The organism is Rhizobium moroccans (assembly GCF_057559155.1).
In genome coordinates this window covers 18,924-32,164 of record NZ_JBHFJG010000025.1, presented here as the reverse complement: position 1 = coordinate 32,164, position 13,241 = coordinate 18,924, and the positions used below count along the sequence as shown (strand labels likewise).

Sequence of the window (13,241 nt, the reverse complement as noted above, 5' to 3'; positions counted from 1 at the left end):
CATGCGGAACGCGGCGGACACGCATTCCTCCCCTCTTTTCACGAGGCTTCTCGGCGCGACGGCTGTCGTCGTTCTTCTCGCCGCAAGCTCTCCCGCATTCGCGCTTTCGGAGCTGCAGCAGACGATCGAATCGAACGCTGGCGAATCGGATACCGGCGAACAGGCCGGCGATGCGGCGCCGGATATCGACCGTCCGGGGCTTCCCATGCCCGATCCGCTGGTCGACCGGTCCCGCGCCCAGGCCGAGACGGTGGAGCAACCCGCAGAGAGCAGTGAACCCGCCGCCGAACAGACGGACGAGACCGCCGCTCCTGTCGAAATCATCCGCGATTTTTCGACCTTGCCCGAGCCGGTGCGCCGGATGCGCGAGCTCATGATCGAAGCGGCCGCTTCGGGCGACATCGAAAGAATGCGGTCGCTCATGAATCCCGGGCCGAATCAAACACAGCTGAACGGCGAGGGCGACGACCCAGTCGAGGCGCTCAAGGGCTATTCGGGCGACGCGGACGGACAGGAAATCCTGGCGATCCTCATCGACCTCCTTTCGACCGGCGCGGTGCACCTCGATGCCGGGACACCGGAAGAGGCCTATGTCTGGCCCTATTTCGCCGGCAAGACGCTTTCCTCCCTCACGCCCCCCGAGCGGGTGGAGCTGTTGCGGATCGTGACCGCCGGTGACCTCATGAACATGGAAGAAACCGGCAACTACAATTTCTACCGCGTCGGCATCACGCCGGACGGCCAGTGGAAATTCTTTTCCGGCGGCGATTGAGGCAGGCAGCGGAAACCTTGTCGGAGGTTCCGCGAAGGCTTACTTCTCTCCCAAACGCATGTCGCGCAAAAAGCGTAGCGGTTTTGCGACCACGACATGCGCAAAATAGAGCGTGCGAATCTGAAGGATCACGCCGCGCTTTAATGAACCGGAACCGACGCCATGCCCACAGCCTACCTTCCCGAGCGAAGCTTCATCCGCCTTTCCGGCAGGGATGCGGAGGACTTCCTCCAGAACCTGATCACAACCGACGTGGTTTCGCTGCCCGCCGGCGAAGCCCGGCCCGGAGCCCTGCTCACACCGCAGGGCAAGATCATGTTCGATTTCCTGATCTGGCGCGAAGGCGAGGGTTTCGTCATCGAAACCGACCTTGCGCAACGCGACGGGCTCTTGCGCCGCCTTACCATGTACAAGCTCAGGGCGGCGATCGAACTCTCCGCCAGCGCGGAGGAAGGCGTCACCGTTAGCTGGGGCGAGGAAGCTGCTGACGGCATTGTCGATATCCGCTTCGCCAAGGCAGGCATCCGCCTGGCGCGCGTTCCCGGCCAGCACCGGGAAGGGCAGGAAGACGCCTATGACGCTCTGCGGATCGAGGCCGGCATCGCCGTTTCCGGAGCCGATTTCGCGCTGCAGGACGCGTTTCCCCACGATGTGCTTCTGGACCTGACGGATGGGCTTTCCTTCCGCAAGGGCTGCTATGTGGGGCAGGAAGTCGTCTCCCGCATGCAGCATCGCGGCACGGCGCGGCGGCGGGTGGCGCAGGTGCGGGGAGAAGCGCTGCTTCCCCCTTCCGGCATCGAAATCACTGCCGGGGGCAAGCCTGTCGGCACGCTCGGCTCGGTTGCCGGCAATCGCGGGCTCTCGATTGTGCGCATCGACAGGGTGGGCGATGCGCTCGCGCGCGGCCTGCCGATCCTTGCCGGTGACGTGCCCGTGGAACTTGCCCTGCCCGCCTGGAGCGGCCTTGCCTTCCCCGCAGGGGCGCAAGAGGCTGAACAGTGAGCATTTCCGGCAAGGCGCGTGCTTGGCAACGCATGCTCTCGGGCCGGAGGCTCGACCTCCTCGACCCCTCGCCGCTCGACGTGGAAATCTCCGATATCGCCCATGGGCTCGCCCGTGTCGCGCGCTGGAACGGCCAGACGCGCGGCGACCACGCCTTTTCGGTCGCGCAGCATTGCCTGGTGGTGGAGGAGATCTTCCGGCGCTGCAATGACGAAGGAACCGAGGCGCTGCTGATGTGCCTTCTGCACGACGCGCCGGAATATGTGATCGGCGACATGATCTCGCCCTTCAAGGCCGTCGTCGGCGGCGGCTACAAGGCGGTGGAGCAACGCCTGGAAGCGGCGATCCATATTCGCTTCGGTCTGCCGGCACATCCGACGCGGGAGTTGAAGGCGCTCATCAAAAAGGCCGATGCGATGGCCGCCTTCTACGAGGCCACCGAGCTTGCCGGCTTTTCGGTCGAAGAGGCCCGCAAGTTCTTCGGCCAGCCGCGCGGCGTCACCCGCGATATGCTACCGATCGAGCCAATGCCGGTGCTCGAGGCGCAGCGACGATTTGTCGAGCGCTTTGCCGAGCTTGAAGCCGAGCGCAGCACCGGGGCGGTGTCATGAGCGCCATCATCGTCTGCCCGCTTGCCAGTATCGCGGAAATGGCCGTGCGGCATGGTGCGCGCGACATGGTCAGCCTCATCGCCGAACGCCAGGACTTCCATAGGCCTGGGATGATTTCCGCGGATCGGCACCTGAAGCTTGCGATGAACGATATCGGTTTTGCCGGAACCGGAAGTCTGATAGCGCCGAGCGAGGCTCACGTGCTGGAACTCATCCGCTTCGTGCGGGAGTGGAACCAGAGCACGCCGATCATCATCCATTGCTGGATGGGCGTTTCCCGCTCGCCCGCCGCGGCCGTGATCGCGGCGCTTGCGCTGCATCCGGAAGAGGACGATTTCGCCCTGGCCGCCCGCCTCCGCTCCGTCGCGCCGCATGCCACGCCGAACCCACGCATCATCGAGATCGGCGATGGCATTCTCCGCCGCCGCGGACGGCTCGTGACGGCCATCAGAGGGATCGGCCGCGGCGCGGAGACCGACGGCAGAGCCTCCTTCAGCCTGCCGCTCTTCCGTCCGAACTTCGCGATACCTGATTGAACCGCACCATTTTCGCCCCAGCGCCGCTTGACCTCTTCCTCTCCTGCTCCACTTACCAGCCAAGGATACAACCGAAGCCTCAGCTTCCCCTATCCTCAGGTTGAGTTCGTGATGTCTCGGCGGAGGCGGACCTCCCGCGCTAGCGAATGCGGCAGAGCCGGAACCTCATTACCTGACGGAGAGGAAGCGGCGGATCGGGCTGTCTACGAGGGACAGCCTGATCCGCTGTGGTATTGCGGCTTCACATCCGTCTGTTTCCGCAGACTGTTTCTCAGTTCGCCATGGTCGAGCGATGCGCCCAGCCGGTCATGCGCTTCTCGATCCAGGCCATCAGCGCATACATGGCGATACCTTCCACCGCCAGCATCAGCAGGCCCGCGAAAACCAGCGGCACGTTGAACTGGCTCTGGGCCGAGCTCATCATGTTACCGAGGCCATAGTTGGAGGCGACCGTTTCCGAAAGAACCGATCCGACGAAGGCGAGAGTGATGGCGATCTTCAGCGAGCCGAAGAAATAGGGCATGGATCGTGGAATGCCGACCTTGAGCATGATGTCCATCTTCCTCGCGCCGAGGGCGCGCAGCACATCCTCGGTTTCCGGTTCGATGGTGGCAAGCCCGGTCGCGACATTGACGACGATCGGGAAGAAGGAGATCAGGAAGGCGGTGAGCACGGCCGGGACCGTGCCGATGCCGAACCAGATGACGAGGATCGGAACCACCGCTACCTTGGGAATGGCGTTGAAGCCGATCATCAAGGGGTAGAGCCCCGCATAGATCGCCTTCGACCAGCCGATGAAAAGGCCGAGCGCCAGGCCGGCAACGACGGCGATGATGAAGCCGAGCGTGGTCGTATAGAGCGTCTGCAGCGAGTTCTTCCAGATCGGAGACCAGTATTGCACGATCGCCTGGAAGACGCGGGTGGGCGCCGGCAAGATGGTGGGCGGCATGTCGAGCGCGATCACCACCAGCTCCCAGAAGACGAAGAGGCCGAGCGTGTAGAGGAATGGAGAAAGCCATACCCAATTGATGCGGGCGGGCGTTTTCTGTGGCTTGGCGGCGGTATTCTCGGTCACGGCGCTCATGCGGCCACCCTCGCCTTGGCGATTTCTCCGTGAAGCTCATGGACCATGTCGTTGAAGCTCTTCTGATACATGATCTCCAGATCGCGCGGCCGCTCGAAGGGCACCCGGTGCTCGTTCAGGATACGGCCGGGACGCGCGCTCATGACGAAAATCCTGTCGGCCAGGAAGACGGCCTCGCGCAGGTCATGGGTAACGAGGATGATCGTTACCCCTTGAGCGGCGTGCAGATCCCGGATGACGCACCATAGCTCCTCGCGGGTGAAGGCATCGAGCGCGCCGAAGGGCTCGTCCAGCATCAGAAGCTCCGGCTCGTGGATCAGCGCGCGACAGAGATTGGCGCGCTGCTGCATGCCGCCCGAAAGCTGCCAAGGATATTTGGAGCCGACGCCCTTTAGGCCGACGATCTCCAGAAGACGCTCCGCCTTCTCGACATATTCCTTCCTGTGGGCGCGCAGCCGGCGGCGGTGCCGCTCGACTATTTCCAGTGGCAGGAGGATGTTGTCGAGCGTCGTGCGCCAGGGCAGCATGGTCGGGTTCTGGAACGCCATGCCGACGATGGAGATCGGCTGGGTCACCTGCTTGCCGGCCACGATGACCGTGCCGCCTTGCGGAACCTGCAGGCCGGTGACGAGCTTCATCAGCGTCGATTTTCCGCAGCCGGAGGGGCCGACCACGGCGGCGAATTCTCCCTTGCCGACCTTCAGGCTGAGGCTAGAGACGGCAAGTGTTCCGGCCGCACCGCCATAGCGCATGTCGACATTTTCAATGGAAACGAGGTCAGCCATTTGTACACTCTTTTCAAGCAGTCGCATGTGGAAACTCCCCCTCTGGCCTGCCGGCCATCTCCCCCACAAGGGGAGAAAACTTGTGGCGCTCACCTTGCTCCATAAGACGGGTCAGGGGTGCGGCAGGTTAAGCCCCTCCCCCTTGTGGGGAGGGGTTGGGGAGGGGCATCCACGATCAGGGAAGCATCCGCTCTTCCTTGGGCGGCAGGAAGCTGCCGTCGAAGATGCGGTCGGCTGCGACATTGCCCTTGAGGCCCATGGAAATCTTCAGCGTCTCGATGGAAGCCGAGAGACGATCCATATCAACCCCGCCGAAGCCATTCTCCACGACATAGGGCGTCTTGATGTTCATGGCGTTCGCCATGGTGAGCCGCTCCAGCTCGATATCGCTGTTCAGCGTCTCGTTGCGCTTCAGAACGGCGGCAACACCCTCTTCCGGATTGGCGACGGCGGCAGCGAACCCCTTGGCGAGCGCACGCAGGAAGCCCTTCACCGCTTCCGGATTTTCTTCTGCGAAATCAGTGTTTACCAGAACGGCGTTGCCATAGAGATTCAAGCCGTTCTCGGCCATCAGGATGGTGGCGATGTCGTCGTCGGAAATTCCCTGCGCCTTGAGGTTCAGGATCACCGAGAAGGCGAAGCCGAAGACGGCGTCCACATCGCCCTTGGCCAGCATGGGCTCGCGGACCGGGAAACCGATCGATTCGATGGTGATCTTGCTGTCGTCGATCTTGGCGACATCCTTGAAGGCCTTCCACTGGGCGAATGCGCCATCCGGCGGCGGAGCTCCGAGCTTCTTGCCCTCGAGCGACTTCGGGTCCTCCGTCACGCCCAAGGACTTGCGCCCGACGACGGCGAAGGTAGGCCGCTCGTAGATCATCATCACCGACTTGATATTCTGGGAGGAATCCTCGTCCAGGAACTTGATCAGCGAGTTGATGTCGCCGAAGCCCATCTGATAGGCGCCGGTCGCGACACGCGGGATCGCCTCGACCGAGCCGTTGCCGGTATCGATCGTGACATCCAGCCCTTCTTCCTTGAAATAGCCCTTGTGGGCGGCCAGCAGAAAGCCGGCTGCCGGCCCTTCGAACTTCCAGTCGAGCGTGAACTTGATGGAGGTTTCGGCCAAGGCCGGCGTCGAGAAGCCGGCGGCAAGCGCCAGCGCCGCGACGGCGGAAAGCCTGGAAAACGATCGGCGTGTGAACATGAATTAGCCCCCTGTCGGTTTTTTTGAATGCCTCATTCAAAGCCTTTCCCGAGAAAGCGCGCAAGTAAAAATTGCACATATTCTCATCATATTCTCACAGAGGCCAATTTTTAAACTATCCCGTGAATATTTGTGCAGCAGCCCGCCCATCTTTCGGGCACGGTTTGCTACCATATGGAGCGGCCCTTTCCTTCCCAAGCCGGCAGATTGTATAAGCGTTCTCCAAGCCTTCCGCTCGCGAGACCGCCGATGTTCGAAATCCTCCTCCTGATAATCCTGCTGGCCGGCCTTGCCTGGCAGCGGAAGTATGCGCAGCGGCTCGATGCGCTGGAGGATGAGCTTCAAAAGCTGAGTGCCCGGCTGGCGCAATATGAAGGCGGGCCTCGCCCCGCGCTTGATGCTGACGCCGAAACGGTGACGGCTTCCGAGCCGATAGCCGAAGCCCCGGCGGCGATTGCCGAACCGGCACCTGTGGAAAGCGACCCCGGCTCTATCGAGGTCGCGGCGCGCGAAATCGAATCGGAGCCTGCCGCGCGCCTCCCTTCCCGGAAGGGGCGGGAGAAGGAGAGCCTCGAAAGCAATCTCGGCGCCCGCTGGGCCGTCTGGGTGGGCGGCGTGGCACTCGCCTTCGGCGGCATTTTCCTCATCCGCTATTCGATCGAAAGCGGACTTCTTGGGCCCGCCGCGCGGATAGCGCTCGCCTTCCTCTTCGGCCTGCTGCTCATCGGCGCCGGCGAGGTCATCCGCCGACGCGCCATGCCGCAGGTTTCCGAACGCTATAACAACGCGATGATACCGGGCGCGCTTACCGGAGCCGGCGCCGTGACCCTTCTCGGCGCGGTCTTCGCGGCTCATGCGATCTACGGCTATATCGGCCCCGGCAGCGCCTTCCTCCTGCTGGCCCTCGTCTCCTTCGCCACGATCGGCCTCTCGCTGCTGCACGGGCAGGCGCTTGCCGGTCTCGGTCTCCTGGGATCGCTCATCACGCCGGCGCTCGTCACCACCGACCAGCCGAACGCCAATGCGCTGTTCATCTTCCTGGCGGTGACATGGCTTGCGACGAATGCCGCCTCGCGGTTCCGCAACTGGACCGTTGTGCCGATGCTCGCCAATATCGGCATCGGCGGCTGGGCGCTCGCCTATATCCTCGGCGCCCCCTCCTACGATCCGCTGCCGCCCACGCTTACGCTCATTGCCGTCATCGCCGGCACGGCGCTCTTCTGGCCGGGCAGCCGCTATGGCAAGCCGGCGGCCGATGACAACAACGGCGGCGGCTGGTTCGGGCTCCTGCTCCGTCCACCGCTGAAAATCACACTCTCGCTGTCGTTCGCGGCCGTGCTGTCGGCACTCGCGTTTATCGCCGCGGACCGTCCGGCGACCGGCGACCCGGCCTTCTCCTTCGCCGCCATCATCGCCACGCTGGCCGCTCTCGGCGCCAGCCGCCGCTATGCCTTCTGGCCGGCATTGCTCTCCGCCGCAGGCGCCGTCGGCGGCATCGGCCTGATCGCGTTGACGCTTCTCAACTACATGGCGGCGCCGGCTGCGACAGACGGCAGCCCGATCGCTCCCCTCACCTATACGCACCAGATCGCCGTAAGCCTGCTGCTCGGCGGCATCTTCACCCTGCTCGGTTTCGGCTTCCTGCGCCGGCTGCGCCATGGCGAACCGGAATTCTCCTCCGTCTGGGCGGTGCTGATGTCTGCCGTGCCGGTTTCGATCGCGACGATCAGCTTCCTGAATTTCGGCGATCTTTCCCGCGACTGGACGCACGGGCTCTACGGCATCGCGCTGGGACTGGCGCTTCTGGCGGGTGCGAACTGGCTGTTCCGTCAGACCGATCAAGACCAAACCCGCATCGACTGGCCGGCCAATCTGCTGGTCGCTGGCTCCTTCGCCGCATTCGCCTTTGCGCTCCACGCGCTGACCAACGGGATCACCACCACGATATCGCTCGCCGTTCTCGGTTTCGCCTACGCCATGGCGGTACGCATACGCCCCTGGCCGGCGCTGCCGTGGGTGATGGCTGCGGCCCTTCTCACCGTCTTCGCACGCATCGCCTGGGAGCCGACGCTGGTGGGACCGAACAGTCTCGGCACCACGCCTTTCCTCAACGCGCTGCTGCCCGGTTACGGCATCCCGGCCCTGCTCGCCGTCGTTTCCGCCTATGAGCTGCGCCGCTGGCCGGACATCCGCATCCGCAACCTCCTGCAGGCGCTCGCCTCGCTCATGGTTCTGATGACGGCCGCGATACTCGTGCGCCACGCGATGAATGGCGGCGTGCTTAATGACAACGTGCCGACGCTCGGCGAGCAATCGATCTATACGCTGCTCACCGTGGGCTTTTCCGCAGCCCTGATGACGCTCGACCTCAAATCCCCGAGTCCGATCTTCCGCTACGGCTCGATGATCGCCGGCGTACTTGCCACCATCAACGTTCTCTCGCTGCATGTCGTGGGACTGAACCCCTACATTACCGGCGAGAGCACCGGGCGGTGGCCTTTCATCAACCTGCTGCTGATCGGCTATCTCATGCCCGCGCTCGCCTATGCCGGCGTCGCCTGGTATGCGCGGGGCAAGCGTCCGCAGCCCTATGTCACCATGCTGGCGGTCTCCGGCGCCGTGCTCGGTTTCCTCTGGGCCACGCTTTCGGTGCGACGCTTCTGGCAGGGCGAGTTCATCGCCGAATGGAAGGGTTTCCTGCCGGGAGAAACCTATACCTATTCGGTGGTGTGGCTCGTGATCGGCGTGGCGCTCCTGGCCCTCGGCTCGAAGCTCGATGCCCGCAGCCTTCGCCTCGCCTCGGCGGGGCTGGTGTTCATCGCGGTCCTCAAGGTCTTCCTCGTCGACATGTCGAACCTCGAAGGCATCCTGCGCGCCCTCTCCTTCATCGGCCTCGGCGCGGTGCTGATCGGCATCGGGCTCTTCTATCAGCGCATCCTCGTTCGCAAGAACAGCGCACCGGAGCCTGAACCGGCTGTCGCCGCAGAAGAGCAGGCACAGTGACCCTCCACGCCCTTGCCGCCGGTTTTGCGCCCTACGAGGCGCTTGCCGAGACACTGATCCCCTTTGCGACCGAAGGTGACGACGGCTCGCACGACATCGCCCATATCCTGCGCGTCTTCCGCAACGCCATGCGCATCCATGCGCAGGAAGGCGGCGACGGCACCGTGCTCGCCGCCGCAGTCCTGCTGCACGATTGCGTCGCGGTGGAAAAGAACTCGCCGTTGCGCACACAGGCTTCACGGCTCGCGGCGGAGAAGGCTTCCAAGATTCTTGCCGAACTCGGATGGGCGAGGCCGGCAATCGGTGCCGTGGCCCATGCGGTAACCACCCACAGCTTTTCGGCCAATATCCCGCCCGAGACCCTGGAAGCGAAGATCCTGCAGGATGCGGATCGGCTGGATGCGATCGGCATGGTAGGCGCGGCGCGCTGCTTCTATATCGCCGGGCGCATGGGATCGGGCCTCTACGACCCGATCGATCCGCTTGCGAAGAATCGGCCGCTGGACGACAAGACCTTCGCCATCGACCACTTCGAAACGAAACTGTTCAAGCTCGCCGAAGGCTTCCAGACTGCCGCAGGCCGGGCACTTGCCCGCGAGCGGCACGAGCGGCTGAAACAGGTGCTCGACCTCTTCATCGACGAAATCTGAGGATCATTTTCATGCGCGTCAGCCAACTCCACTTCTATCCGATGAAGAGCGCCCGCGGCATTGCTCTCGAAGAAGCGGAGATTGCCGCGACAGGCATTCCCGGCGACCGGCGGATGATGGTCGTGGACCCCTCGGGGCATTTCATCACCCAGCGGGAGCTGCAGGCGCTTGCCCGGCTCGAGGTGCAGCCGCAGGATGCCGGGGCCCGCATCGCCATGGATGGCCAGGGCGAAATCTCGGTCGCCCGCCCGCCGGCGGATCAGCGCATGGACGTTGCGGTATGGAAGTCCATCGTCAACGCCGCCGTGGCGGACGATGCCACGAACGAAACGCTTTCCAGGTGGCTCGGGCGGGAAGTCCGCCTCGTCTTCTTCGACGAGCGCGCGAAGAGAACCGCGAGCATCGAATGGGCGGGCGAAGGCACGCCCGTCACCTTCGCGGACGGATATCAGGTGCTCATCACCACCACCGCCTCACTCGCCGCACTCAACGCCGACATGCGGACGCATGGCGAAGAAGGTATTGGCATGGAGCGCTTCCGGCCCAACATCGTCATCGATACCGACGAGGCCTGGGCCGAGGACCAATGGGCTTCGATCGAGATTTCCGGCATCCGCTTCGATCTCGTCAAACCCTGCGCCCGCTGCATCATGACCACGCAGGACCAGACGTCCGGCTCTCGCGATGCGCCGAGCCCCATGGCCGCCATGGGCCGCATCCGCATGTCGGCGGACCGGCGCGTGCCGGGTCCGCTCTTCGGCTGGAACGCCGTGCCGCGCGGTACCGGCAGGATCAGGATCGGGGATATGATGACGGTGGTCGAGGAGCGGCCGGAAGGCTGGGCGATCAAGCGACGGGCTTAACAACAAAAACCCCGCCACTCGGCGGGGTTTTTCAATGATATGACCGGCTACTCCGCAGGGCGCAGGGCTGCAGCTTCCGATGGCTCGGCCTGCTGGTCCGACCTGCCGAGATGGGTGTAGCCCGCAAGCATGGCCAGAAGCGCGATGCTGCCGCCCGCCACCGCGACCCAGAAGCCGTTCGAGGCGCCATAGGCATCGATCGTCCAGCCGGAGACGGAGGAACCGAGGGCAAAGCCGATGCCGACGCCCGTCATGGCATAGGTGATGCCTTCGGTAAGTTGCGAGGCCGGCACCAGGCGCTCGATCAGGCTCATGCCGGTGATGAAGGTCGGCGAGATGGCGGCGCCTGCGAGGAAGATCACCAACGTCAGCATCCAAAGGCTGCCGACGAAGGGCATGGGTAGCGTCGTGATGGCGGCGATCAGGCTGGCGAATATCAGGCGGCGGGCAAGCGGCGTCTCGAACTTGATGGCGCCGAAGGCGAGACCGACCACGAAGGAGCCCGCAGCGTAAGCCGCCAGGATATAGGTTGCGGCTCCCTTCTGCCCCTGCGCCTCGGCAAAGGCGACGACGGCGACCTCGGCCGTGCCGAAAATCGTGCCCATGCCCGCGAAGACGACCACCAGGAACCACATGGAAAGGAAGCGCAGGACGGAGCCCTCGTTGCCAGCCTGGCCGGGATGCACCTTGGGTTCGGTGGATTTCTGGGCAACGAAAAGCGCTACGCCGATGGCGAGGAACGCGGCGGAAGCCAGAACGCCCGCTTCGGGAAAGAGCCCGACGCTCAGGCCGATGCCGAAGATCGGCCCGCAGATATAGACGAGCTCGTCCATGACCGATTCGAAGGCGAAGGCCGTGTGCAGTTCCGGCCGGTTGCGATAGATCTCCGTCCAGCGGGCGCGCACCAGCGCCATCATGCTGGGCATCAGGCCTGCCGTCACGGCAAGCGCGAACAGCGTCCAGTTCGGCAGCCGCCAATGGGCGGCAGCCGCCAGCCCGAGCAGCGCCACGAAGGTGATGATCGTCATCGGCACCAGCACCCTGCTCTGCCCCACCCGGTCCACCCAGCGGGAGACCTGGGGGGCGATGAAGGCATTGGCGAGCGCGAACGTGGCGGAGACTGCACCCGCCAGCCAGTATTCGCCATGGGTTTGGGAAAGCATCGCCACAAGGCCGATCGTCGTCATCGGCAGCGGCAGGCGGGCAACGAAACCGGCGGCCGCGAAGCCTTTGGCTCCAGGCGCCCTGAAAATCTGGCCATAGGGATTGGGCATGAGGGACTCCTTGGATTATTTTGGATGACCACTTACATACGGCGCGTATATGAGGTAAATAATCGCATACGAAACGTATGTCAATTAACATACGACGCGTATGCAAATAATTTTCGGAGTCTGCATGGCGCACAAACCACGCAAGGAAATGATCGCAGAAACTCGGGGCAAGCTTGTGGCAGCGGCGCGGCACGCCTTCGCGTCCAAGGGTTACGCGAATGCCTCCATGGACGATTTCACCGCCGAGGCGGGATTGACGCGCGGCGCGCTCTACCACCACTTCGGCGACAAGAAAGGCCTGCTGCAGGCCGTCATCGGGGAAATCGACGCGGAAATGTCGGATCGGCTCTGCGCCATTTCCAGCAAGGCCCCGACCGCGTGGCAGGGTTTCGTGGATGAATTCACAGCCTATATCGAGATGGCGCTGGAACCGGAAATACAGCGCATCATGCTGCTCGACGGACCCGCGGTCCTCGGCGACCCATCCCAGTGGCAGAACCAGAGCGCCTGTATCAGAACGACAACGGCCAGCATCCAGAGACTGATCGACGAGGGCATCATTCTCCCGGTTGACGCGGAAGCGACCGCAAGACTGGTGAACGGCGCCTCGCTTAGCGCCGCTCTCTGGATCGCGGGCGCGGACGATCCGGAAGCCGCGTCCAAAAAAGCCGTCGCGGCTTTCAACGTGCTGGTCTCGGGTCTTTTGAAGCAGCGCAAGCAGGACTAGCCACGTCCTGCTCAGGGCGCATGGCAGCTATTCCAAAAACGCAGGTTGTCCGACAACTACAAGGCGGCAAATGTCACGGATGACTCACCGTTCAGCCGCGCATCGCCCCATGGTCATTTCGATCCGGCATTCATTTGAGGGATCGACGTTTTCATGACACCTCGGGCAACCGGCCTTGTTTTCGCGCTCACGGCCGTGACGATCTTCTCGGTCCAGGACGGTATTTCGAAACACCTCGGCACCCATTACCCACCGGTCTTCATCACCATGATGCGCTACTGGGCCTTCGCAGCCTTCGCAATCCTCCTGGCGATGCGCTCCGCCGGTGGTTTGAGGGCGGCAGCGAGGACGAAACGGCCCTTTCTGCAGATCTCACGCGGGGTAATCCTGGCCGTCCAGATCGTCGTTGCCATTTCCGCCTTCGCCACGGTCGGGCTTGCCCAAAGCCAGGCGATCTTCCAATCCGCTCCTCTGCTCGTCGCGCTGCTTTCCGTGCCGATCCTCGGCGAGCAGGTCGGCTGGCGGCGCTGGACCGCGATTGTCGTCGGCTTTGTTGGTGTTCTGCTGATCCTGAAGCCGGAGACGGGCGGTTTCGACAGCATGGTCCTTCTGCCGATCGCCGGCGCCGTGATCTACAGCTTCTACGCAATCACCACGCGGCTTGCGAGCCGCGACGACCCGGCGATCACCAGTTTCTTCTATACCGGCGTGGGGGGGGGGGGGGGGG

13 protein-coding genes are annotated in these 13,241 nt (G+C 63.7%); 9 read left to right on the top strand and 4 right to left on the bottom strand.

Annotated features, from left to right (window positions below):
* Position 1 precedes the first annotated feature (1 nt).
* The 4 genes from ACE04I_RS14390 (at position 2) to ACE04I_RS14375 (ending at position 2,921) form a co-directional block, all read left to right on the top strand.
* On the top strand, positions 2 to 772 hold the full coding sequence (locus ACE04I_RS14390; protein ID WP_046792919.1) for a hypothetical protein: 771 nt from the start codon (positions 2 to 4) through the stop codon (positions 770 to 772).
* Between the two features lie 162 nt (positions 773 to 934).
* Positions 935 to 1,774: a CAF17-like 4Fe-4S cluster assembly/insertion protein YgfZ gene (gene ygfZ / locus ACE04I_RS14385; protein WP_046792920.1), complete on the top strand. Its 840-nt coding sequence runs from the start codon at positions 935 to 937 to the stop codon at positions 1,772 to 1,774.
* A 32-nt stretch (positions 1,775 to 1,806) separates the two neighbouring features.
* Positions 1,807 to 2,385, top strand: coding sequence for a YfbR-like 5'-deoxynucleotidase (locus ACE04I_RS14380; protein WP_137326609.1), 579 nt, complete (start codon positions 1,807 to 1,809; stop codon positions 2,383 to 2,385).
* Positions 2,382 to 2,921, top strand: coding sequence for a tyrosine phosphatase family protein (locus ACE04I_RS14375; RefSeq protein ID WP_046792921.1), 540 nt, complete (start codon positions 2,382 to 2,384; stop codon positions 2,919 to 2,921). The genes ACE04I_RS14380 and ACE04I_RS14375 overlap by 4 nt, the downstream gene beginning before the upstream one ends.
* Positions 2,922 to 3,192: 271 nt before the next feature.
* Here ACE04I_RS14375 and ACE04I_RS14370 read toward each other — a convergent pair whose 3' ends face one another.
* The 3 genes from ACE04I_RS14370 to ACE04I_RS14360 all read right to left on the bottom strand — a co-directional run bounded on the left by ACE04I_RS14370 (position 3,193) and on the right by ACE04I_RS14360 (position 5,997).
* Entirely contained in the window at positions 3,193 to 4,005 is an 813-nt protein-coding gene (locus ACE04I_RS14370) for an ABC transporter permease (protein ID WP_046792922.1), read from the bottom strand.
* On the bottom strand, positions 4,002 to 4,790 hold the full coding sequence (locus ACE04I_RS14365; protein ID WP_046792923.1) for an ABC transporter ATP-binding protein: 789 nt from the start codon (positions 4,788 to 4,790) through the stop codon (positions 4,002 to 4,004). Before ACE04I_RS14365 ends, ACE04I_RS14370 begins: the two co-directional genes overlap by 4 nt.
* Before the next feature lie 175 nt (positions 4,791 to 4,965).
* Entirely contained in the window at positions 4,966 to 5,997 is a 1,032-nt protein-coding gene (locus ACE04I_RS14360; RefSeq protein ID WP_046792924.1) for an ABC transporter substrate-binding protein, read from the bottom strand.
* A 249-nt stretch (positions 5,998 to 6,246) separates the two neighbouring features.
* Between ACE04I_RS14360 and ACE04I_RS14355 the strand changes: the two genes are divergently transcribed.
* The 3 genes from ACE04I_RS14355 to ACE04I_RS14345 are packed head-to-tail and all read left to right on the top strand — an operon-like array spanning position 6,247 to position 10,513.
* Positions 6,247 to 9,000, top strand: a complete 2,754-nt coding sequence (locus tag ACE04I_RS14355) for a DUF2339 domain-containing protein (protein ID WP_487207231.1) — start codon at positions 6,247 to 6,249, stop codon at positions 8,998 to 9,000.
* The gene (locus ACE04I_RS14350) at positions 8,997 to 9,650 is read left to right on the top strand and encodes an HD domain-containing protein (RefSeq protein ID WP_046792926.1); all 654 of its coding nucleotides are present in this window, start codon (positions 8,997 to 8,999) and stop codon (positions 9,648 to 9,650) included. Before ACE04I_RS14355 ends, ACE04I_RS14350 begins: the two co-directional genes overlap by 4 nt.
* Positions 9,651 to 9,661: 11 nt before the next feature.
* Complete coding sequence (locus tag ACE04I_RS14345; RefSeq protein ID WP_046792927.1) at positions 9,662 to 10,513, top strand: MOSC domain-containing protein; 852 nt, start codon at positions 9,662 to 9,664, stop codon at positions 10,511 to 10,513.
* Between the two features lie 47 nt (positions 10,514 to 10,560).
* On the opposite strand, the gene ACE04I_RS14340 is transcribed toward ACE04I_RS14345, so the two are convergent.
* Complete coding sequence (locus tag ACE04I_RS14340) at positions 10,561 to 11,787, bottom strand: MFS transporter (RefSeq protein WP_487207230.1); 1,227 nt, start codon at positions 11,785 to 11,787, stop codon at positions 10,561 to 10,563.
* Positions 11,788 to 11,911: 124 nt separating this feature from the next.
* On the opposite strand from ACE04I_RS14340, the gene ACE04I_RS14335 reads away from it, so the two are divergent.
* The gene (locus ACE04I_RS14335) at positions 11,912 to 12,514 is read left to right on the top strand and encodes a TetR/AcrR family transcriptional regulator (RefSeq protein WP_487207229.1); all 603 of its coding nucleotides are present in this window, start codon (positions 11,912 to 11,914) and stop codon (positions 12,512 to 12,514) included.
* Positions 12,515 to 12,667: 153 nt separating this feature from the next.
* A partial coding sequence (locus tag ACE04I_RS14330) for a DMT family transporter (protein WP_487207228.1) occupies positions 12,668 to 13,241 on the top strand: 574 nt, incomplete at its 3' end.